Origin of the sequence: Shewanella sp. SM74 (assembly GCF_025653725.1) — a bacterium.
In the GTDB taxonomy this organism is placed as follows: Bacteria; Pseudomonadota; Gammaproteobacteria; order Enterobacterales; family Shewanellaceae; genus Shewanella; species Shewanella oncorhynchi.
Genome location: NZ_JAKKRZ010000002.1, coordinates 244,585 through 268,394 on the forward strand (window position 1 = coordinate 244,585; position 23,810 = coordinate 268,394).

Sequence of the window (23,810 nt, forward strand, 5' to 3'; positions counted from 1 at the left end):
CTGCATATCGCCCTAGAAAGCCAGAACAAAGGTTTAAGTTTTCAACCTGAGCACCTATAATGGCAAACACTATCCACGGATGAACCTATTGGTTCTGCAATCAAGAGATTAGCAATGACAGATGGAAATCAAGCGCTAAAAAAAGCGGGTTTGAAAATTACCCTGCCACGAGTCAAGATCCTAGAACTGATGCAAGGACCTGAAAACCAACATATCAGTGCAGAAGATTTGTACAAGAAGCTGCTCGATATCGGTGAAGAAATTGGTCTAGCCACCGTCTACCGTGTGTTAAACCAATTTGATGATGCAGGTATTGTCAGTCGCCATCATTTTGAGAGCGGTAAAGCCGTTTTCGAACTATCGACTCAGCATCATCATGATCACTTAGTTTGCCTATCGTGTGGCAAAGTGATTGAGTTTTCAGATGAAGTCATCGAACGTCGTCAAGATGAAATTGCCATGAAACACAATATTAAGCTGACTAATCACAGCTTATATTTGTACGGCACTTGCACCAACGATACCTGTGAGCATAACGACGCCTAAGTCGGCCATTGTGTTTATAAAGAATTAAGCAAAAAACCAGCCTAAGGCTGGTTTTTTATTGGATGATGTTTACGGGCAAACCGCTATAACACCTTGGCGTAGATATTCACTTTATGGCCCATAAACTCATTTTGCTCACGCCAATGCATGCCCACACGCTTAGCCACGCCTTCAGAACCGAGATTCCCTGCTAAGATAAGTGCAATCGTCTGATCAATACCAAAACGTTTAAATTCGGCTAATGCAGCAAATGCGGCCTCAGTACCAATTCCTGTTCCCCAATACTCAGGGAAATAACGATAACCCAGTTCGACTTCGCTGAATTCTGGAATAAATTTCGGACCACAAAAACCAATCACCCGCTTATCGGCTTTATGCTCTACCGCCCAACGACCAAAACCATGTTGCTGATAATCGACTTGGATCACCTTGTGAAACAACTCAACCGCCTGCTCGCGAGCTGTAAATGCCGCGGTGGGAATGTATTTCAGCATCGCAGCATTACTGTTCATCAAATAAAGCGCTTCACAATCTTGCTCAGTAAATGGTCGAATAATTAACCGTTCAGTTTGGGTTATCATCTTTGCTCCTTCAAAAATGGCACTTAAAAATCAACCAATGGTTCGCTTAAAGTGCACTGGCGTAACGTCAACGACACTACGCCAATACCTCAAGCTTAACGGTGGAAATCACCACTGCGTTCAGGTTGATACAGGATTTCCTCAATACGCACTTTTACCATAGAACCACCCGGACCTGGCCATTCAATTTCATCACCTTGAGAGAGCCCTAATAATGCGCTGCCCACCGGCGCCAAAATAGAAATCGTGCCCGCGCCGTTCACGTCTTTTGGATACACTAAACGTAAACAGAAAGTCTCATTACTGGATGAAACGCTAAACTTCACTTCTGAATTCATGGTCACCACATTCGCGGGCACCTGTGATGCAGGCACAATATCGGCTCTGTCTAATTCAGCCTCCAATGCCGCTTTGCCCGGAAACGCATTTGCCGGCAGTGACTCCAATAATCGCTCTAGTCTTTCTAAGTCAATTTCCGAAATAATGATTTTAGGTGTTTTCACAGTTTTTCCCTCGTAAAAAAATGTGATGTTTAAGCCTTTACTGTGGCTAACATCGACTCTGTTGCTTACCCTCCCCCAATGCGGTAAGCCCCATAAAACAAATACGCTCGCAACGATAGACTGCAACCGTGTTAAATAAATTTGAGTTCAAGATTTTTTGCAGAACAGCACTGAAGCCATAAGCACTTAGCTCATGGTTAATGGCTCTACTCACATTATCCTCGCCAATGACACAGACGAGCGCGTAGTAGAGAAGCATCAATCTAACCCGTAGAAGCAAAAATATCTAGTCTTCATGGTGTTAGCTCAATCCCATTCCTATGATTTACTGCGCTTAGCTGCCGAAATTACAGCCAATAAAAAAGGCGCCTTAGGCGCCTTTTATATTCGAAAGGTTAGCTTACCAACCTGTACGAATACGCAGCGCTTTGCCGATATCAGCAAGCGAGCGGACAGTTGTCACGCCCGCTGCTTCTAATGCAGCAAATTTGTCTTCTGCAGTACCTTTACCGCCAGCGATAATCGCGCCAGCATGGCCCATACGCTTACCAGCAGGTGCAGTGACACCCGCAATATAAGACACAACAGGCTTAGTCACGTGTGCTTTAATGAAAGCCGCCGCATCTTCCTCAGCGTTACCACCGATTTCACCGATCATAACGATCGCTTCAGTCTGTGGATCGTTTTGGAACATTTCCAGTACATCAATGAAGCTAGTACCTGGAATTGGGTCACCACCGATACCTACGCAAGTAGATTGGCCGAAACCTTCATCCGTTGTTTGCTTAACCGCTTCATAAGTCAGAGTACCTGAACGAGAAACGATACCCACTTTGCCTTTTAAGTGGATGTGACCTGGCATAATGCCGATCTTACATTCACCTGGGGTGATAACACCTGGGCAGTTAGGGCCGATCATGCGAACGCCAGTTTCTTCAAGCTTCACTTTAACTTGCAGCATGTCCAGTGTAGGAATGCCTTCAGTGATACAAACGATAAGCTCGATGCCACCGTCGATAGCTTCAAGAATGGCATCCTTACAGAAAGGAGCCGGTACATAGATCACAGAAGCAGTTGCGCCAGTCGCAGCAACAGCGTCTTTCACAGTGTTGAACACTGGCAGACCTAAGTGAGTTTGACCACCTTTACCAGGAGACACACCGCCCACCATTTGCGTACCATAATCGATAGCTTGTTGTGAGTGGAATGTACCTTGACCGCCAGTGAAACCTTGGCAAATTACCTTGGTATCTTTATTGATTAAGACAGACATTATTTGCCCTCCGCAGCTTTAACTACTTGCTCAGCCGCGTCAGTTAGACTGGTAGCTGCAATGATATCTAGACCTGATTTAGCTAATACTTCACGGCCAAGTTCAGCGTTAGTACCTTCTAAACGAACCACAACAGGTACTTTAACGCCCACTTCTTTAACAGCGCCGATAATACCTTCTGCGATCATGTCACAACGTACGATACCGCCGAAAATGTTAACCAGAACCGCTTTCACATTGCTGTCAGACAGAATGATTTTGAATGCTTCTGCTACACGTTCTTTCGTCGCGCCGCCGCCTACGTCTAGGAAGTTCGCTGGCTTGCCACCGTGCAAGTTAACGATATCCATAGTACCCATCGCCAGACCTGCACCGTTCACCATACAGCCAACGTTACCGTCTAATGCAACGTAGTTCAGCTCGAACTTAGCAGCGTGAGCTTCGCGGGCATCATCCTGTGATGGATCGTGCATGCCTTTGATTTTTGGTTGACGATAAAGTGCGTTACCGTCGATACCGATTTTACCGTCTAGGCAGTGTAGGTTGCCTTCAGTGGTAATAACCAGTGGGTTGATTTCAAGCAATGCGAAATCATGATCAACGAACATAGTCGCCAGACCCATGAAAATCTTAGTGAACTGCTTCATTTGAGTTGGGTTTAAACCTAACTTGAAGCCAAGATCACGTGCTTGATAACCTTGTGGGCCAGTCAAAGGATCTATGATTGCTGTGTGGATGAGTTCTGGCGTTTCTTCTGCCACTTTCTCAATTTCAACACCACCTTCAGTCGACGCCATGAACACAACGCGACGAGTCGCGCGGTCAACAACGGCACCTAAGTACAGTTCGTTAGCAATGTCGGTACAGCTTTCTACTAAAATTTTAGCAACTGGCTGGCCTTTCTCATCAGTTTGATAAGTCACCAGATTTTTGCCTAACCAGTGTTCGGCAAAGGCTCTGATTTCTTCTTTATCGCCAGTGACTTTAACGCCACCTGCTTTACCGCGGCCGCCTGCGTGTACTTGACACTTAACAACCCATAAATTTCCGCCAATATGGCCTGCCGCTTCTACAGCTTCTTGGGCTGTATCACATGCAAAACCTTCTGACACTGGTAAACCATATTCGGCAAATAAGGATTTTGCCTGATACTCATGCAAATTCATGATGATCTATCCGTATACTTCTAATCAAATCCAACTGGCCCGTTTGGGCCAGTCACGAGGGTATGTCTGGCTATTTCTTTAAGCGCAATCTCTTATCGAGTTGTGTTACAGATCAAGCAGCAGACGAGTTGGGTCTTCTAGGAAGTCTTTAATCGCAACCAAGAAACCAACAGACTCACGGCCATCAACAATACGATGGTCATATGAGAGTGCTAGGTACATCATGGGCAGGATTTCAACCTGACCATTGACTGCCATTGGGCGATCTTTAATGGCATGCATGCCTAAAATCGCACTTTGTGGCAGGTTAAGGATCGGTGTAGACATCAGTGAACCGAAAACACCACCGTTAGTCACAGTGAAGTTACCGCCAGTCATGTCAGCCACAGTCAGCTTACCGTCACGGCCTTTAAGGGCTAAGTCACGAACTGCTTTTTCGATTTCAGCTAAGTTCATGGTATCTGTGTCACGTAACACTGGTGTTACCAGACCACGTGGTGTTGATACTGCGATGCTGATGTCGAAGTAGTTGTGATAGACGATATCATCGCCATCAATAGACGCGTTGACTTCTGGGAAACGTTTCAGCGCTTCAGTCACGGCTTTGATGTAGAAAGACATAAAGCCTAAACGGATACCGTGGCGCTTTTCAAAGATATCTTGGTATTGCTTACGGATATCCATGATGGGCTTCATGTTCACTTCGTTAAACGTCGTGAGCATAGCGGTAGAGTTTTTCGCTTCTAACAAGCGGTTTGCGATTGTCTTACGCAGACGTGTCATTGGCACGCGCTTCTCGCTACGGCCAGCCGCTAACGGAGCGACAGCAGGTGCTGCTGGCGCCGCAGCTTTAGGGGCAGACTTAACGAAGGCTTCTACGTCTTCTTTCGTAATACGACCACCCACACCCGTGCCTTTTACTTTGCTGGCATCAACATTGTGCTCTGCCAGTAAACGGCGAACAGATGGGCTTAACGCATCACTGCTTTCATCGCTAGTTTCAGCTACAGGCGTTGCCGCTTCAGCTTGCGCTTTAGTGACTTCTTTGCCCGATACAGCACCGGCGATAAATTTAGCGATCACTTGTTCACCCAGAACAGTGGCGCCTTCTTCAAATAAGAACTCGCCAATGTGGCCATCTTCTGGCGCAACCACTTCAAGAACCACTTTATCGGTTTCAATATCAACCAGGTTTTGATCACGAGAAACTTGCTCGCCCACTTTCACATGCCAAGTGGCAATCGTGGCATCGGCAACAGATTCTGGTAGTACGGGTACCTTGATTTCGATACTCATGAAAAACTATCCTTTTATAAAATGTCTATTACTACAGTGCGATTGTAAGTTTCAGGGCACTGTTCACTAAAGATTCTTGCTGATGTGTGTGCAACTCAGGGTAACCACACGCTGGTGCAGCTGACGCTTCACGACCAGCATAAGTTAACTGTGCACCTGCAGGAACCGCGGCCCAGAAATGGTGTTGACTAGAGTACCAAGCACCTTGGTTCTGTGGCTCTTCCTGACACCAAACAAAATCTTTCACATGTTGGTAATCAGCCAAAGCAACGATCATTTCATCATGTGGGAACGGATATAACTGTTCGACACGGATTAACGCTACGTTAGTGATATTTTCTTTACGACGTTTTTCCAGCAGTTCGAAGTAAACCTTACCACTGCAGAAGACAACTCGGTCAACCTTGCTTGCTTCCAACGTATCGATTTCACCGATCACATTTTGGAAACTGCCATTGGCTAATTCTTCCAAGCTTGAAACCGCTAATGGATGACGTAGTAATGACTTAGGCGACATAACGATAAGTGGACGACGCATAGGACGCACCACTTGGCGGCGCAACATATGGTAGACCTGTGCAGGTGTTGAAGGCACACACACTTGCATATTGTGGTTAGCACACATCTGCAAGAAACGCTCTAAACGGGCGCTTGAATGCTCAGGGCCTTGACCTTCATAGCCATGGGGTAACAGCATAGTCAGACCACATAAACGGCCCCACTTCTGCTCACCCGATGACAAGAACTGATCGATTACCACTTGGGCACAGTTAGCAAAGTCACCAAACTGGGCTTCCCAAATAGTCAATCCGCCGGGTTCTGCTGTGGCATAACCATACTCAAACGCCAGTACTGAGGCTTCAGATAATACTGAGTCAGTAATATCAATTGGGCCTTGTTCATCAGCAATATTGCGCAGTGGCATGTAAGTCGTGCCATCGTTTTGATTGTGCAATACAGCATGACGATGGAAGAAAGTACCGCGGCCAGAATCCTGACCTGTAATACGTACACGCTTGTTGTCTTCCAGAATTGAGGCATAAGCCAGCGTTTCTGCAAAACCCCAATCGAGTGGCTTCTCGCCTTTTGCCATCGCTAAACGGTCGCTATAAATCTTAGCAACCCGTGATTGCAATGGATGACTTTCAGGTACATAGCTCAGTTTGTCAGCCAGACTTTGTAAACGCTCAGCCGACATAGAGGCTTGATACGCTTCGTCCCACTCACGACCGATATACGGAGTCCAGTCAACAGAATGCAGCGTCATTGGGCGCCATTCTTTAACCACACAATCACCTTGATCTAATGCATCACGGTAATTATTGATAAGACCAGTCACATCATCAGCTGCCATCACGTTTTCAGCGATTAGCTTGTCTGCATAAATCTTACGTGGCGTTGGGTGTTTCTTGATCTTGGCATACATCAGCGGCTGAGTTGCACTTGGCTCATCGGCTTCGTTATGGCCATGACGGCGATAACAGACCAATTCAACCACCACATCACGTTTGAACTCGTTACGATAATCAACGGCTAACTGCGACACAAAAGCAACGGCTTCGGGATCATCAGAGTTAACGTGGAAAATCGGTGCCTGAACCATCTTAGCGATGTCAGTACAGTATTCAGTCGAACGAGTGTCCGCATGGTTAGACGTCGTGAAACCCACTTGGTTGTTCACTACGATGCGAATACTGCCGCCGACTTTAAAGCCACGGGTTTGAGACATGTTGAATGTCTCTTGTACTATCCCTTGACCCGCAATGGCAGAGTCACCATGAATAGTAATAGGCATGACTTGCAAGCCATCCTTACAACCACGACGGTCTTGACGGGCACGTACAGAACCGATGACCACAGGGTTAACGATTTCAAGGTGCGATGGGTTGAAGGCCAGTGCTAAATGCACATTGCCACCCGGCGTTTCGAAATCAGAGGAGAAACCTTGGTGGTACTTAACATCACCAGAACCGTGGGTATCAGCATGCTTACCCGCGAACTCGTCAAACAGTTCAGCTGGACGCTTACCTAATACGTTCACTAACACGTTCAGACGACCACGGTGAGCCATACCGACGACGATTTCTTTAGTACCGGCTTCACCTGCACGATAAATAATTTCGCGCATCATAGGCACTAACGCATCACCGCCTTCTAACGAGAAACGTTTCGCACCAGGGAATTTAGCACCTAAGTATTTTTCAATACCTTCTGCGGCGTTAAGGCCTTCAAGAATGCGTGTCTTAACACTTTTATCGTAGTTAGCTTTACCTAAGGAAGGTTCGAGACGTTGTTGGATCCAGCGTTTCTCATCGGTATCGGTAATGTGCATATATTCAGCACCGATAGAACCACAGTAGGTGGCTTTCAGCGCTTTTACCAAATCCGCGAGCTTCATGGTTTCGCCACCATGAGCAAAAGAACCTGTATTAAACTCACGTTCCATGTCTTCTTTAGTCAAGCCGTGGAAGGCAGGATCTAAATCAGCTACGGGTTCACGTTTCCACAATTCGAGGGGATCAAGATTAGCACCTTGGTGACCACGGAAACGATGGGCGTTAATTAATTGCAGGACTTTAACTTGTTTAGCATCCATTTCAGGATCCGTCACACGAGCAGAGCTCTTATGGCGTCCTTCTAACGCTAAACTGCGAAAATAATCACGTACTTTTGAGTGAGCAGCTTCAGGCGCATCAACAGAGGCACCGTTCACAGGAGGGAGATTATCAAATACCGCACGCCAATCATCAGCGACTGACTGTGGGTCTTCTTGATAGGCTTCATACATCTCTTCTACGTAGGTCGAATTTGCACCACTTAAGTGAGATGATTCGAGCCAGGCTTTCATGATGCCTTGGTGCATTTCTATTCCTTTCAAACTTTATACACGTGCTTAGCCATAGTATTAAATATGCAGTCTGTAGAGATTACCTTCGACGCATAATTTCTGCCGCCCCTAGATGTCCAGATATACGGCGCGTTGTCTTCCATTACATACGCAAAAGAGTCACCTTCTGCTACCAGAAAGTGACTCTTCAAGAGCTATATTATTATTGGTTTCAGCTCGGGTTCTCGCATTACACTGCTCGCTTCAACAGCATGGACTTAATATGACCAATTGCTTTAGTCGGATTAAGACCTTTTGGACAAACGTCAACGCAGTTCATGATGCCATGGCAACGGAACACGCTATAGGCGTCGTCCAGCTCAGATAAACGTTCTTCTGTAGCTGTATCGCGACTGTCGATCAAGAAACGATATGCGTGAAGCAGACCGCTTGGACCGATAAACTTATCAGGATTCCACCAGAATGATGGGCAAGCCGTAGAACAACAGGCACACATGATACATTCGTACAAACCATCTAAATGAGCACGCTCTTCAGGGGATTGTAAGTGTTCACGAGCAGGTTGTTTCTCATCATTGATGAGGTAAGGCTTGATCTTCTCATACTGCTTATAGAACTGAGTTAAATCAACAACTAAGTCACGAACAACTGGCATACCTGGTAATGGACGTATTTCTAATTTCTTACCTTTAAAGGTTGAAATTGGGGTAATACACGCCAGACCATTCTTACCATTCATGTTCACGCCGTCTGAACCACACACGCCTTCACGGCATGAACGACGGAATGACAAAGTCGGATCTTGCTCTTTCAACTTGATCAGTGCATCGAGCACCATCATGTCAGAGCCTTCTGCCACTTCTAAGCTGTAATCCTGCATATACGGTTTAGTATCTACGTCAGGATTGTAGCGATAAACTGCAAATGTCAATTTCATCTTTGCAACTCCTAGTAGGTACGTTTCTTCGGCGGGAATGCTTCACGTAACTTAGGTGCCATGTTCACTGCACGACGATCCATCGTTTCAGTGATTGGGTCAAATAAGCTGTGGCATAACCAGTTCTCATCATCACGCTCTAAATAATCTTCACGTGAGTGAGCACCGCGACTTTCGGTACGGAAGTTAGCCGCATAAGCCGTGGCGATTGCCGTTGCCATCAAGTTATCTAACTCTAAACATTCAATACGTTGAGTATTGAATTCACGAGAGTTATCAGACAATTTAGCATTTGCAAGACGTTCACGAATCACTTTCAACTGCTCTAACCCTTCAGCCATAGCATCGCCACGACGGAATACAGAGAAGTTTAATTGCATACACAGTTGCAGATCCTTGCGGATTTGCGCTGGATCTTCGCCATCTTTGTTGCTTTCCCAACGATTCAGACGAGCCAGAGAGGCAGCAATATCCGCATCACTTGCGTCTTTTGGATCGTCAGTCTCATCCAAAGCTTTACCTAAATGCTGACCCGCTGCGCGGCCAAAGACCACTAAGTCAAGCAGTGAGTTACCACCTAAACGGTTTGCACCATGTACAGATACACAGGCAATCTCACCCACAGCGAACAGACCAATAACATCTTGTTCAGTGCCGTCTTCATTCTTACGAATAACTTGACCACTGACCTTAGTTGGTAGGCCACCCATCATATAGTGACACGTTGGTAGTACTGGAATTGGACCATCGGCTGGATCGATATGGGCAAAAGTACGAGACAATTCACACACGCCTGGTAAACGTGCTTCTAATGTTTCTTTACCTAAGTGATCAAGCTTGAGCAAACAGTGTGGGCCTAATGGACCGTCTAAACCACGACCTTCGCGGATTTCAGTCATCATAGAACGTGCTACCACGTCGCGTGATGCCAAATCTTTCGCGTTAGGGGCATAACGCTCCATGAAACGCTCGCCGTCTTTGTTCAGCAGATAACCGCCTTCACCACGACAACCTTCAGTCACAAGTACACCCGCGCCGGCGATGCCAGTTGGGTGGAATTGCCACATTTCCATGTCTTGCATTTGCACGCCAGCACGCATTGCCATACCGACGCCGTCACCGGTGTTGATATGTGCGTTAGTGGTCGAAGCATAAATACGCCCTGCACCACCTGTCGCTAGAATCGTTGCCTTAGCTTTGAAATAAACGATATCGCCCGTTTCAATTTCAATCGCAGTACAACCCACAACGGCGCCATCATCGTTTTTAACGAGATCTAATGCATACCATTCTGAGAAGACTTGCGTCTTATGCTTAACGTTTTGTTGGTATAAACAGTGAAGCAAAGCATGACCAGTACGGTCGGCAGCTGCCGCAGTACGCGCAGCCTGCTCGCCACCAAAGTTCTTAGATTGACCACCAAATGGACGTTGGTAAATCGTACCATTTTCGAAACGAGAGAAAGGCAAACCCATTTGCTCAAGTTCAATCACGGCTTCAGGACCGGTTTTACACATGAACTCGATCGCTTCTTGGTCACCGATAAAATCGGAACCTTTCACGGTATCGTACATGTGTTGTTCCCAATGATCTTCATGGGCGTTACCTAACGCAACAGTGATACCACCCTGCGCAGATACGGTATGAGAACGGGTTGGGAATACTTTTGATAAAAGCGCACAGCTTTTACCTTCTTTGGAAATCTGCAGCGCTGCACGCATACCAGCGCCACCGGCACCGATCACTACAGCATCAAATTCGCGTACTGGAATACTCACTTAGACACCCCACACAATAACAATGCCGGCCGCTAAATAACAAAATACGGTAACGACAAAGGTGAACTGTAAAACACCACGTAACGACGTGCACTTAACGTAATCTGTCAGCACTTGCCATACACCAATCCAAGCATGTACTAATAAGGCTACCAGCGTCAGAAGTGTAAACACTTTCATTGGCAGAGCACTAAATAAGCCATGCCAGACGTCGTAGGTGAGAGGGGAACTACATGCAATAAAGCCAACCAAGAAAATGGTGTAACAGGCGAGGATCACTGCACTAGCGCGTAGTAGAATATAGTCATGAACACCACTGCGTCCAAAACTTGCTGCATTGGTTACCATACCCAGATCCCCGCTATGATTGAAAAGGCTACCGTTAAGGCAAATACAGCTTTCGCTGATGCGGCACCCGATGACAATTCTTCCCAACGACCGGTATCCATTACTAAGTGGCGCAGGCCACCAAACAAGTGATACGCCAGTGCAGTCATAATGCCCCACAGGATAAACTTCATCGCGAAGTTATCGAATAGAGATTGTACGCCAGCGAAACTTTCAGCTGATGCTAAAGATGAATTTAGCAACCAAATGAGAATGCCAACTGCGAACAGCATGATGACACCGGAAACACGGTGAAGAATTGACACAATCGCTGTTGCAGGAAAGCGAATGGTCTGCAGATCTAAATGGACAGGTCTTTGCTTTTTCACGTTCTGCTCACTCAGCTCCATTGAGCATTTTTTTTGTTATGTGAACCGCTTTTGTACAAACTTTAAACAGGAGGTTGATCACTGCAAAAGTAAACACAAAAGCAAAGTTTAAACAAACAGTTAACTATCTGAGCACGCATTCATTTAACATGTAAACAAAGGGTGCTTTATAATCGTTGTTTGCGGCCCTTATTGGGCGAGGCAAGTATACTCGCGGCAAATGTCAAATACAAACATCACAGAATGCAAATTATGTTTTTTTGACTATTTTTTACTGTAAGTGCCAGTTACAAATAGAAAAGTAAAGGCTTTTATACCATGGTCTAACAAATTTAAACGCTTATTTAAATTGAAATGTGATCTAGAATGGCTGTAAAGTAATGGCGGTTTGACATGCCGCACTCACAGATAAGAACTAAGTAAGGAGAACGGGGTATGGCTGATTTAAAAGCCAAATTAGAATTACCAGGGAACGACTCGATAGAATTGCCAGTAAAGCAGGGAACCGCTGGTTTTGACGTAATCGATATCAGTAAACTTGGCAGCAAAGGTTACTTTACTTTTGATCCAGGTTTTCTTGCGACTGCCTCCTGTGAATCTGCAATTACCTATATTGATGGTGATCTAGGTATATTGTTACACCGTGGCTATCCAATCGATCAACTTGCCGTTGACTCCGATTACCTAGACCTGTGTTATTTGCTGCTTTACGGTGAACTGCCGACCAAAGCGCAATATACTGAGTTTGTACATACAGTTAAAACCCACACTATGGTTCACGAGCAGCTAGCCTTCTTCTTTAGAGGTTTCCGTCGTGATGCTCATCCTATGGCCATGTTATGTGGTGTGACGGGTGCATTATCTGCATTTTACCAAGACTCTCTGGATGTTAACGATCCACGTCACCGCGAAATCGCCGCTTATCGCTTAGTCTCAAAAATGCCTACGATAGCAGCCATGTGCTACAAGTATTCTTCAGGCCAGCCATTCGTGTACCCACGTAATGACTTAAGCTATGCAGGCAACTTCTTAAGCATGATGTTTGCTGTACCGTGCGAAGAATACGTCGTGAACCCTATTGTTGAACGTGCAATGGACAGGATCTTCATTTTACATGCAGATCATGAACAAAATGCATCGACTTCAACAGTACGTTTAGCCGGTTCTTCAGGTGCAAACCCATTTGCGTGTATCGCAGCGGGTATCGCATCTCTTTGGGGCCCTGCACACGGCGGCGCTAACGAAGCCTGTTTGCAAATGTTAGAAGAAATCGGTTCAGTAGACCGTATTCCTGAATTCATTGAACGCGCTAAAGATAAAAATGATCCTTTCCGTCTGATGGGCTTTGGACACCGTGTTTACAAAAACTTTGACCCACGAGCCAAAGTGATGCGTGAAACCTGTCATGAAGTGCTGAAAGAACTGAAAGTACAAGATCCACTCTTGGATGTGGCAATGGAGCTTGAGCGCATTGCACTTGAAGACGAATACTTCATTTCTAAAAAGCTGTATCCAAACGTCGACTTCTACTCTGGCATCATTATGAAAGCCATTGGTATTCCAACCAGTATGTTCACTGTGCTGTTCGCACTGGCACGTACTGTAGGCTGGATTGCTCACTGGAAAGAAATGTTAGATCAACCAGGCCACAAAATCAGCCGTCCACGTCAGTTATATACTGGTGAAACTGCGCGTGATTTCGTCGCACAAGACAAACGCTAAGTCCCACGACTTACGCATTAAAAAGCGCCTAAGGGCGCTTTTTTCATTTCAAATAATCCTCTTTTAAACTTACCTCTCCTGACAAAATACATTGTTGCAATTGCGCACTTGTGTAATCTTAATTAACCGCGTTTAGTTATTCTCATCACTTTTTAAACCTTTTAGCTACATTTAGTAAGAATCACAAATCACACTTAGCCAAAAATACGACTAATAGACTGAAATTAAACAAATTTAAACATTGGCATGGTTTCTGCAAACAACTGACATCACAATAAAGACAACAGGTAACATTCTTATGGAAAAGTCAAAAATTGCTCAATTCACCCTGCCACTGCTAATGATTTCGATGCTAGCAGCCTGTGGTGAGGAAGAAGTGGTCAAAAAAGAAGAAAAATATGCCATTCCCGTCGAAACCACTACAGTGATGCAAGGAAACGTTTCTTCTTTTTACAGTACAACTGCCACCTTAGAAGCGCCACAGGAAGCCAATGTAGTGAGTCGTATATCAGGACTCATTGAATCTCTCGCTGTTGAAGAAGGTGACCGCGTTCAAAAGGGCCAAGTGCTCGCTGTTATTGATGCCAAGAGGCAGCAATATGATTTAGACCGCTCAGAAGCCGAAGTCAAAATCATCGAGCAAGAATTAAATCGTCTGAAGAAAATGAGCAACAGAGAATTTATCAGCGCGGATTCAATGGCCAAACTTGAATATAACTTGCAAGCCGCTATTGCTAAAAAAGATCTCGCCGAACTGCAAGTAAAAGAAAGCCGCGTCCTTTCCCCTATCAGCGGTGTAGTTGCTAAACGCTATGTTAAAGCTGGCAATATGGCGAAGGAATTTGGCGATTTATTTTATATAGTCAACCAAGATGAACTCCACGGTATTGTTCATCTCCCAGAGCAACAGCTTGCCAGCTTAAAGCTCGGCCAAGAAGCACAAGTGTTTAGTAATCAACATAGCAAGAATGCTATCCATGCCAAAGTGTTGCGCATAAGCCCGATTGTGGACCCACAAAGTGGCACCTTTAAGGTGACACTTGCAGTGCCGAATCAAGAGGCACGCCTTAAAGCTGGCATGTTTACCCGAGTTGAGCTCAAATACGACACCCACGAGAACGTGATTACCGTTCCCTACAGCGCCTTGATTAACCAAGACAACAAGCAAGCGCTTTATGTTATTGATGGTACCAATGCGAACCGTCGTGAAGTCGAAATTGGCTACCGTGAAGGTGATTCGGTAGAAGTGATTACAGGTATTAATCCCGGTGAACAAGTCGTTACACGTGGCCAGCAAAACTTGAAAGACCAATCCTTAGTCGAAGTGATCACCCCACTCGATCTTGCTTCCGCTAAGAACTGATAGGAGCCTTTCATGTCAATTATCAGCACTTCGGTTAAACGGCCAGTCACAGTATGGATGTTCATGCTGGCAGTGATTTTATTCGGTATGGTGGGATTTTCCCGCCTAGCGGTGAAGTTACTGCCAGACTTAAGCTATCCCACATTAACCATTCGCACTATGTATGACGGCGCGGCGCCAGTAGAAGTTGAACAGCTCGTCTCTAAACCGATTGAAGAAGCCGTTGGCGTGGTCAAAGGCTTACGTAAAATCAGTTCTATTTCGCGCTCAGGCATGTCAGATGTGGTGCTCGAGTTTGAATGGGGCACAACAATGGATATGGCGAGTTTAGATGTACGTGAAAAACTCGACACTATCGCTCTGCCGCTCGATGTAAAAAAGCCCTTATTACTTCGTTTTAACCCCAATCTCGACCCCATTATGCGTCTCGCGCTGTCGGTGCCCAATGCATCTGAAGCCGATCTCAAACAAATGCGCACCTATGCAGAGGAAGAGCTTAAGCGTCGTTTAGAGGCGCTATCTGGGGTCGCCGCCGTGCGTTTATCTGGCGGCCTAGAGCAAGAAGTGCATATTCAGCTCAATCAAGAAAAACTGTCGCAGCTCAATCTCAATGCCGATGATATTAAACGTCGTATTAATGAGGAAAACATCAACCTCTCTGCGGGTAAAGTGATCCAAGGTGATCGCGAATACTTAGTACGAACGCTAAACCAATTCAACTCATTAGATGAACTCGGCCAAGTGATCGTCTATCGCGACGAGCAAGCTTTAGTCCGTTTATTCGAAGTTGCTACCATCACAGATGCCTACAAGGAGCGTAGTGATATCACCCGCATTGGCAGTCAAGAATCGATTGAACTGGCCATTTATAAAGAAGGTGATGCAAATACTGTCGCTGTCGCCAAAAAACTGCGCGATGAACTCGTCAAAATCAATCTAGACCCTAAGCAAAATAAGCTCGAAGTGATTTACGATCAGTCTGAGTTTATCGAAAGTGCGGTCAGCGAAGTCACCTCTTCTGCGCTGATGGGCAGCTTGTTATCTATGCTAGTGATTTACCTGTTCTTGCGTAATATCATCCCGACACTGATTATTTCTATCTCGATTCCCTTCTCAGTCATCGCCACCTTTAACATGATGTATTTTGCCGATATCAGCTTAAACATCATGTCATTAGGTGGTATTGCCCTTGCCATCGGTCTCTTGGTCGATAACGCTATTGTGGTATTAGAGAACATAGACCGCTGCCGTAGCGAAGGCATGAGTAAATTAGAAGCTGCAGTGACGGGAACTAAAGAAGTGGCAGGCGCAATTTTTGCCTCAACACTCACCACTCTTGCGGTGTTTGTGCCGCTAGTATTCGTGGATGGGATTGCCGGCGCCCTCTTCTCAGATCAAGCGCTAACAGTCACTTTTGCGCTGTTAGCATCGCTATTAGTCGCGTTAACATCCATTCCAATGCTGGCATCACGTGAAGGCTTTAAAACCTTACCCGCGCTGATAAAAACGACACCTAAGGATAAACCCACCACTAAAATGGGTAAGCTTAAACACTATAGCGCGACTGTGTTTTCCTTTCCTATTCTATTAATTGTTAGTTACTTACCTAGTGCACTACTGACCTTAGTGTTGATTTTAGGCCGCTTCTTCTCATGGCTTATTGGTCTAGTGATGCGCCCGTTAAGCTCAGTATTTAACTTTGTCTACCATAGTATTGAGAAGGTTTATTACAAGCTTCTGGCCTCGGCGCTGCGCCAACAAAAAGCAACGCTGTTACTCACGATTGCAATAACAGGCGCTTGTATTAGCTTGTTACCACGACTTGGTATGGAGCTTATTCCGCCAATGAATCAGGGTGAGTTTTACGTGGAGATCTTACTGCCGCCGGGTACGGCAGTGAGCGAAACCGACAAGATATTACAGCAACTTGCACTGTCCATTAAAGACAGAGCTGAAGTTAAACATGCTTATAGCCAAGCAGGTAGCGGCGGTTTGATGACTTCGGATACTGCCCGCGGGGGTGAAAACTGGGGCCGCTTGCAAGTGGTGCTTAACGACCACAGTGCCTATAACGCAGTCACTCAAGTATTACGTAATACTGCGCGCCGTATTCCTGAACTTGAAGCGAAAATTGAGCAACCTGAGTTATTCAGCTTTAAAACGCCACTGGAAATTGAGCTCACAGGTTACGATTTAAACTTACTCAAACGCAGCGCAGATAGTCTCGTCAAAGCATTATCCGCATCGGAGCGTTTTGCCGACGTGAACACCAGTCTACGTGACGGTCAACCAGAGCTGAGTATCCGTTTCGATCATGCAAGGTTAGCGGCTCTAGGAATGGATGCGCCAACGGTTGCGAACCGTATTGCCCAACGTGTTGGCGGTACTGTTGCCAGTCAATACACAGTGCGTGACCGTAAGATTGATATTCTGGTGCGCAGTGAACTCGCAGAGCGGGATCAAATCAGCGATATCGATGCCTTAATCATCAATCCGAATAGCAGTCAGCCTATTGCATTAAGCGCAGTTGCAGAAGTTTCATTGCAATTAGGCCCATCGGCGATTAACCGCATCAGCCAACAACGTGTGGCTCTCGTATCAGCTAACCTCGCCTATGGTGATTTAAGCGATGCGGTGGCACAGGCGCAGCAGATACTATCGCAACAAGTGTTACCCGCATCGGTCCAGGCCCGTTTTGGTGGTCAAAATGAGGAAATGGAGCACTCGTTCCAATCACTCAAAATTGCCCTTATCTTAGCGATTTTCTTAGTGTATTTAGTGATGGCGAGTCAATTTGAGTCTCTGCTTCATCCCCTATTAATCCTCTTTGCAGTACCTATGGCACTGGGTGGCAGTATTCTTGGGCTCTACCTTACCCAAACTCATTTGAGTGTGGTGGTGTTTATTGGTCTTATTATGCTGGCAGGTATTGTGGTCAACAACGCCATTGTATTGGTTGATCGTATTAATCAATTACGTTCTGAAGGCGTACAAAGACTTCATGCGATAAGTGTGGCGGCAAAATCACGCCTACGCCCGATTATGATGACAACCCTCACCACGACCTTAGGCTTATTGCCGATGGCGCTAGGTCTAGGTGATGGCTCAGAGGTGCGCGCACCGATGGCGATTACGGTGATCTTTGGTCTGAGTTTATCAACACTACTGACCTTAATTGTGCTCCCAGTGCTCTATGCCCTGTTCGACCGTAAAGAATACGCCGTAACTGGCTCACATGTAAACGTAGAGGAGGCTCGCCCATGAACCTCACCCGTTTAGCCATTAAGCGCCCCGTAACCACCAGCATGTTCTTCTTTGCTATCTTGCTGTTTGGTCTCGCCTCGAGTCGCCTATTACCGCTGGAAATGTTCCCCGGTATCGATATCCCACAGATAGTGGTGGAAGTGCCTTACAAAGGCTCGACCCCTGCTGAAGTGGAGCGCGATATTACCAAAGTACTGGAGGAATCCCTCGCGACTATGGGGGGGATTGATGAGCTTGAATCAGAATCCTCCCAAGAAGGCGCCGAAATCGAAATCAACATGAAGTGGGGGGAAAACGTTGCCACTAAGAGCTTAGAAGCGCGGGAAAAAATCGATGCTGTGCGGCATTTACTGCCCAAGGATGTGGAGCGGGTCTTTATCCGCCAATTCTCCACCGCCGACATGCCAGTGCTCACCATACGTATCTCAAGTGATCGTGAGCTTTCAGGTGCATTCGATCTACTCGATAAACAGCTCAAGCGTCCGCTTGAACGTGTTGAAGGTGTCTCTAAGGTCAGCCTGTACGGCGTTGAGCAAAAGCAAATTGAGGTACGCATCAATGCCGACCGCCTTGCCGCCAGTGGATTTTCAGCCACAGATTTGCAACAACGTCTCGGCAGAGAGAACTTTGTGTTGAGCGCAGGTACACTCAGGGCCAGTAATATCGTTTATCAAGTTTCACCTAAGGGTGAGTTTAGAAACCTTGAAGATATCAAAGCACTAGTACTGATCCCCGGATTGACCTTAGGCGATATCGCCGATGTGCAATTTGCCCTACCTGAACGTATCGAAGGTCGACATTTAGATAAGCACTATGCCGTGGGTTTGGATGTTTTTAAGGAATCTGGCGCTAACTTAGTCGAAGTGTCAGACCGTGTCATGAAGGTGATTGAGCTTGCGAAACAGGACCAACAGTTCCAAGGTATTCGCCTATTTATCATGGAAGATCAAGCCTCTGGAGTAAAATCTTCACTAATGGATTTGCTGCTTTCAGGGTTAATCGGTGCACTGCTGTCCTTTGTCGTGCTGTACTTATTCCTGCGTAATTTGAAAATGACTTTAGTGGTTGTGTCATCCGTGCCTATTTCAATCGGTATGACGCTCGCCGCTATGTATCTACTCGGTTACAGCTTGAATATTCTGTCTATGATGGGACTCCTGCTCGCCGTCGGTATGTTGATTGATAACGCAGTGGTTGTCACTGAGAGCGTACTGCAGGAAAAACAAGGTAAACACCCTAAAGACAATGAAGAGTCAGTCATGACGGGGGTCGATAAAGTGTCTCTGGCGGTATTGGCAGGCACAATGACAACCGCCATTGTATTTTTACCTAATATTTTTGGCGTAAAAGTCGAGATCACCATTTTTCTAGAGCATGTTGCTATTGCGATTTGTATTTCACTCGCCGCGTCGCTATTGGTCGCAAAAACCTTAATTCCTTTGATGTTGACTAAGTTCCACTTCGACATCGCCCCCGAAAAGGATGCGGGTAAATTACAGCGTTTTTACAATAATACCCTAGATTGGGTATTGCTCAGACCTTGGCGTTCAGGCGTGATTGCTGTAGCGATCCTCGCATCCACCGCCCTGCCGCTATCTATGGTTAAACAGGACCAAGAAGACAGCGAGAGCAATGAACGAATCTACATTAACTACCAAGTAGAAGGTCGACATAATCTCAATGTCACTGAGGCGATGGTCAACCAAATGGAAGAGTATCTTTATAACAATAAAGAGGAATTCCATATTGATTCTGTCTACAGCTATTATGCCTCTGACGATGGCTCATCGGTGATCCTCCTAAAGAAAGATTTGCCTATGTCAGTGGATGAGTTAAAAAAGAAAATCCGTAGTGGCTTCCCTAAGTATTCCATCGCCAAACCGCAATTTGGCTGGGGCAATGACAACTCTGGCGTGCGAGTCACACTGACAGGACGTTCAACCTCTGAGCTGATTAATTTGAGCGAGCAAGTTATTCCTTTATTGCAAAATATCAAAGGATTGCAAGATGTTCGCTCCGAGCTTAACGGCGCTCAGCAAGAAGTGATTATCCGCATTGATAGACAAATGGCGGCGCGGTTAGATTTAAAACTCAATGAAATTGCCTCAAGTATCTCCATGGCACTGCGCGGTTCACCGCTGCGATCCTTCCGCCACGATCCTAATGGCGAGCTGCGCATCGAAATGGCCTACGAGAAAGAGTGGCAAAAATCACTTGAGAAACTCAAGCAGTTACCCATAGTACGCCTCGACCAAAGAGTGTACACCTTAGATAATCTGGCGAAGATTGAGATCCAACCCCGCTTCGATACTATCAAACACTTCAATCGCCAAACCTCGCTGTCGATTGGGGCTAACTTAGAAAACCTCACCACAGAAGAGGCGCAAACTAAGATCAAGCAAGTGATGGAAAATATCCGTTTCCCCGATGGTTACGACTATTCACTCCGTGGTGGCTTCGAGCGCCAAGATGAAGATCAGAACGTGATGGTGACTAATATGCTCTTGGCTGTCGCGATGATTTATATTGTTATGGCGGCGTTGTTTGAATCTCTACTATTACCAACGGCGATTATTACCTCGATCCTATTTTCCATCACAGGTGTATTCTGGGCGCTGTTTATCACAGGCACCCCTATTTCTGTGATGGCAATGATAGGTATCTTGATTTTAATGGGGATAGTGGTGAACAACGGTATCGTTCTGGTGGATCAAATCAATCAGATGACACCGGATCTCGACAAATTGTCTGACACCATTCTGGAGGTGTGTATCACCCGTTTGCGGCCAGTGTTAATGACAGTAGGTACAACAGTACTGGGATTAGTCCCACTGGCGATGGGTGATACCCAAATCGGTGGCGGCGGCCCGCCATATTACCCCATGGCAATCGCCATTATCGGTGGCTTATCGTTCTCGACAGTGACTAGTTTGTACTTAGTCCCCCTGTGCTATCAAGCATTTTATCGGATGCATCACCGCGCAGCGATTCGCTTAGGCCAAGCCGATCACTTTGCCAAAAAACTGTTACCTTGGACGGTTTAGTTGTCTTGGATAGCTGATGTTCTTGAACAGTTCAGCAATCTTCGACAATTTAATATGCCATTGAATTTGTAATAAAAAGGCTGCTGTGCGGCCTTTTTTGTTTTACAAAATTACGCTCTATACTTTTACTGCGGTAAAACCCTAAACTGGATCATAAACAATTGCTCAAGACCGGGATAAATTTCTGCAATCACATCACGTAGCTGCGGCAACGTCATATTCTCTTGCTTAGCATGAATGTCTGAGAGCTCAGTTAAAGTCACTGGCACGACATCAATAATATGGATATCACAAAACCAGCGGTCGGTTTCGAAGGTTGAAACGGGAAGTGTTTGACCTGCAATCACATGGGATTCCGTTTCATCACGCAATGTAATGGTTTTAGTGCCACTTAATATATCGTGCTCAAAGCGCTCAAAAAAAGTGATTTTAGTTAATAACACACATCTTCCTCGGCTCAGGATATGAGCAATAAAATAACAGTAGAGTCAATTTTTCAAACTCATAATGCTAGGCAATATAATGGCTTTTGATCCACACTGACAGTCTACACCGCAGAATTTGCAGCATTTGTCGTGTGAAATACTAACAGCGCCGTTTAAGTCAAATAGTTATGCTAACGCCATTTAGCAAAACTAGTTCCCAAAGAGTAGCCGTTGTTTTCGACAAAATTCAGCAAAACATGGTCAGTTCGCTCAGATTGAGTTAGAATCCCGCCTCAATTGAGCCCTTGGCCTCATATTCCTGCGCGTAGCGGGTGCGAAACGAAATTAGAGACGTCATGAACAAGAAACAAAAGATCATCAAGAAAATAGCTAAACGCGCTAAGGCCAGACTGAATAAAGTCGACCCAGTGACTATCGGCTCACCTGCAAAATCAGGTTACATCTCTAAGGCTGATCGCGCAAAAATGGCGGCATCAGAAGCCGCGACTAAACAAGTCGAAGGCCAACAAGACACGCCAAGTATTGAAGAATAAACAGTAACGAAGAATAAGAAGCTCAGCAGAATAGTCTTTTAGCGGCGTATTTTGGCATTGTTAGCTTAACTAAATGAAGTGCAAACGCCGTTTCAAACAAAATGCCACAAGCAATCTTGTGGCATTTTGTTTTTCAGCATTCACATCATTAGCAGCTTTCTGACTGCTCCTCGTTATTAAGAGCTCATTTTTATCTGCATTCTTGCCCACAGCTTCTACATGGCGCAGCTAAGCCACATAACGTCAATTAGGCTTTTTCCCCTCGTCTAAATAGGGTAATACGGGCTCATTCTCTTGCTCCTCCGTTAATTGCGCCATCTGCACGCAAGAGGATGAAAGTGGATTGGTCGCACTCGGTAAGTTCTGTGCAACACAATTAGCGATTTCCTCTTCCTCACTCAGTACGACATTGCAGGGGATAGCATTCGCAGCATCAAGATTAGGCGCAGCTGAAAACTGTGCCTGCGCCGCCACTTTATCCACTAAACGATAGGCAACCCACACACCTAATGTACCAAACAAAATAGACCCTAAAATTTGCCCAATCAATACACCGTAAACACCGCCCCAAAGTGCACCAAAATACACAAAGGGCACAGTGCCTAAAGTGGCTTTACCTACGTTAAATAGCGTGGAATATTTGGCCTTGCCAAGATTATTAAAGGACGCATTCGCCACGAATAAAATCCCAGAAAAGATAAAGAATACCGCAATATAACTGCAGAAAAAGTGAATAAGATCAGCGCTGTCACCCTTCATATCGAACACACTGACCAAATGTGACTTAAGCATAAACAGCAACAAAGACATTACCAGCACATATACAGTACAAAACTGAATCGCCCGCGTTAAACTCTCACGTACTCGGTCAAACTGACCTGCCCCAAAGTTTTGCCCAACAATAGGTCCAATCGCGCCGGACAGTGCAAAGATCATCCCAAAGGCCACAGGGATTAAACGTCCTAATACTGCCCAACCTGCCACATAAGCGTCACCGAAATCGGCGATCGCTCGGGTCACAAAGGCATTTCCGATGGGAGTTGCCACATTGGTTAACATCGCAGGGCCTGCAATGGCAAAGATGGGCTTAAGATCGGCGATAAAATGTGCCTTATCGAAATGGCCTAACAATTTATGCTTAACCACCACACCGCGAGCGGCAATCACAAATACCGCCACCCGCGCTAAAACGGATGCCAATGCAGCGCCTTCAATTCCCATGGCGAACATGAAGATAAAAATCGGATCGAGTACCGCATTAACGCCGCCCCCCGCTAAGGTCGACATCATAGATAACTTTGCATCACCCACGGCGCGCAAAGCCCCGCCGAGCGCCATTGCAAGACAGATAAAAGGCAAGGAAGGCACGAGAATATACAAATAGCTCGCAGCAAGTTCTGCCGTATGACCACTCGCGCCTACTAAGGCAACTAGCTCAGGAATGAAGGTGGTGACCACAGCCGCCACCAGCACACTGATCAGTGTCGTCACAACCGCGCTATTGAGTAATAAGCGCTTTGCCAACACCACCTCTTTTGCGCCAATCGAGCGAGACACTAAAGCGCCTAAAGCAATTGATAAGCCTATCCCAATGGACGTAGTGAAAAAGGAGATACTGCCCGCATAACCTACAGCAGCAGCAAGCTCATGCTCCCCCAATAAACTCAGGAAAAAGATATCCAGTAAATCCACGACAAATAAGGCAGAAATCCCTACCGCTGCGGTCGAACTCATCACTAAGATATGGCGTAATATGGGGCCTTCAACAAACTTGGCTTGCGTCATACGTGTCTT

Annotated in this window: 18 protein-coding genes; 6 read left to right on the top strand and 12 right to left on the bottom strand. The window is 45.9% G+C overall.

The genetic code is table 11. The features are described from left to right. Window positions 1-114 precede the first annotated feature (114 nt). Window positions 115-546 (top strand): ferric iron uptake transcriptional regulator, encoded by a 432-nt coding sequence (fur, locus tag L5M49_RS03165; RefSeq protein ID WP_028759706.1) that lies wholly within the window; start codon window positions 115-117, stop codon window positions 544-546. Window positions 547-629: 83 nt separating this feature from the next. On the opposite strand, the gene L5M49_RS03170 is transcribed toward fur, so the two are convergent. From L5M49_RS03170 to sdhC, 10 genes are all read right to left on the bottom strand, one after another. Next, window positions 630-1,127: a GNAT family N-acetyltransferase gene (locus tag L5M49_RS03170; RefSeq protein WP_028759705.1), complete on the bottom strand. Its 498-nt coding sequence runs from the start codon at window positions 1,125-1,127 to the stop codon at window positions 630-632. A 95-nt stretch (window positions 1,128-1,222) separates the two neighbouring features. Beyond that, the gene (gene rnk / locus L5M49_RS03175; RefSeq protein WP_028759704.1) at window positions 1,223-1,630 is read right to left on the bottom strand and encodes a nucleoside diphosphate kinase regulator; all 408 of its coding nucleotides are present in this window, start codon (window positions 1,628-1,630) and stop codon (window positions 1,223-1,225) included. Window positions 1,631-2,030: 400 nt separating this feature from the next. Further along, window positions 2,031-2,903, bottom strand: a complete 873-nt coding sequence (gene sucD, locus L5M49_RS03180) for a succinate--CoA ligase subunit alpha (RefSeq protein WP_028759703.1) — start codon at window positions 2,901-2,903, stop codon at window positions 2,031-2,033. Further along, window positions 2,903-4,069, bottom strand: a complete 1,167-nt coding sequence (gene sucC / locus L5M49_RS03185; protein WP_006081976.1) for an ADP-forming succinate--CoA ligase subunit beta — start codon at window positions 4,067-4,069, stop codon at window positions 2,903-2,905. The genes sucD and sucC overlap by 1 nt, the downstream gene beginning before the upstream one ends. A gap of 105 nt (window positions 4,070-4,174) precedes the next feature. After that, the gene (gene odhB, locus L5M49_RS03190; protein ID WP_105252694.1) at window positions 4,175-5,365 is read right to left on the bottom strand and encodes a 2-oxoglutarate dehydrogenase complex dihydrolipoyllysine-residue succinyltransferase; all 1,191 of its coding nucleotides are present in this window, start codon (window positions 5,363-5,365) and stop codon (window positions 4,175-4,177) included. A 31-nt stretch (window positions 5,366-5,396) separates the two neighbouring features. Then, a complete protein-coding gene (sucA, locus tag L5M49_RS03195) occupies window positions 5,397-8,228 on the bottom strand; it encodes a 2-oxoglutarate dehydrogenase E1 component (RefSeq protein WP_198572331.1) in 2,832 nt (943 codons plus the stop codon). Window positions 8,229-8,442: 214 nt separating this feature from the next. Continuing rightward, the gene (locus tag L5M49_RS03200) at window positions 8,443-9,150 is read right to left on the bottom strand and encodes a succinate dehydrogenase iron-sulfur subunit (protein ID WP_028759701.1); all 708 of its coding nucleotides are present in this window, start codon (window positions 9,148-9,150) and stop codon (window positions 8,443-8,445) included. A gap of 11 nt (window positions 9,151-9,161) precedes the next feature. Further along, on the bottom strand, window positions 9,162-10,928 hold the full coding sequence (gene sdhA / locus L5M49_RS03205; RefSeq protein ID WP_105252695.1) for a succinate dehydrogenase flavoprotein subunit: 1,767 nt from the start codon (window positions 10,926-10,928) through the stop codon (window positions 9,162-9,164). Next, entirely contained in the window at window positions 10,929-11,276 is a 348-nt protein-coding gene (sdhD, locus tag L5M49_RS03210; RefSeq protein ID WP_028759700.1) for a succinate dehydrogenase, hydrophobic membrane anchor protein, read from the bottom strand. Next, the gene (gene sdhC / locus L5M49_RS03215) at window positions 11,270-11,665 is read right to left on the bottom strand and encodes a succinate dehydrogenase, cytochrome b556 subunit (RefSeq protein WP_263265432.1); all 396 of its coding nucleotides are present in this window, start codon (window positions 11,663-11,665) and stop codon (window positions 11,270-11,272) included. The genes sdhD and sdhC overlap by 7 nt, the downstream gene beginning before the upstream one ends. A gap of 414 nt (window positions 11,666-12,079) precedes the next feature. Between sdhC and L5M49_RS03220 the strand changes: the two genes are divergently transcribed. The 4 genes from L5M49_RS03220 (at window position 12,080) to L5M49_RS03235 (ending at window position 21,037) form a co-directional block, all read left to right on the top strand. Next, window positions 12,080-13,366 carry a citrate synthase gene (locus L5M49_RS03220; RefSeq protein WP_105252697.1) on the top strand — a complete coding sequence of 429 codons (1,287 nt, stop codon included), beginning with the start codon at window positions 12,080-12,082 and terminating at the stop codon, window positions 13,364-13,366. A gap of 298 nt (window positions 13,367-13,664) precedes the next feature. Further along, window positions 13,665-14,729 carry an efflux RND transporter periplasmic adaptor subunit gene (locus L5M49_RS03225; RefSeq protein WP_105252698.1) on the top strand — a complete coding sequence of 355 codons (1,065 nt, stop codon included), beginning with the start codon at window positions 13,665-13,667 and terminating at the stop codon, window positions 14,727-14,729. 12 nt (window positions 14,730-14,741) lie between these two features. Next, entirely contained in the window at window positions 14,742-17,993 is a 3,252-nt protein-coding gene (locus tag L5M49_RS03230; protein ID WP_263265433.1) for an efflux RND transporter permease subunit, read from the top strand. Further along, window positions 17,990-21,037 carry an efflux RND transporter permease subunit gene (locus tag L5M49_RS03235; protein ID WP_263265434.1) on the top strand — a complete coding sequence of 1,016 codons (3,048 nt, stop codon included), beginning with the start codon at window positions 17,990-17,992 and terminating at the stop codon, window positions 21,035-21,037. Before L5M49_RS03230 ends, L5M49_RS03235 begins: the two co-directional genes overlap by 4 nt. A gap of 125 nt (window positions 21,038-21,162) precedes the next feature. Here the strand turns inward: L5M49_RS03235 and yqfB are convergent, their stop codons facing one another. Next, window positions 21,163-21,480, bottom strand: a complete 318-nt coding sequence (gene yqfB, locus L5M49_RS03240; protein ID WP_113940516.1) for a N(4)-acetylcytidine aminohydrolase — start codon at window positions 21,478-21,480, stop codon at window positions 21,163-21,165. Window positions 21,481-21,818: 338 nt separating this feature from the next. On the opposite strand from yqfB, the gene L5M49_RS03245 reads away from it, so the two are divergent. Then, complete coding sequence (locus tag L5M49_RS03245) at window positions 21,819-22,016, top strand: DUF2986 domain-containing protein (RefSeq protein ID WP_131523309.1); 198 nt, start codon at window positions 21,819-21,821, stop codon at window positions 22,014-22,016. A gap of 243 nt (window positions 22,017-22,259) precedes the next feature. On the opposite strand, the gene L5M49_RS03250 is transcribed toward L5M49_RS03245, so the two are convergent. Next, window positions 22,260-23,801, bottom strand: coding sequence for an MATE family efflux transporter (locus L5M49_RS03250; RefSeq protein WP_131523308.1), 1,542 nt, complete (start codon window positions 23,799-23,801; stop codon window positions 22,260-22,262). Window positions 23,802-23,810 lie beyond the last annotated feature (9 nt).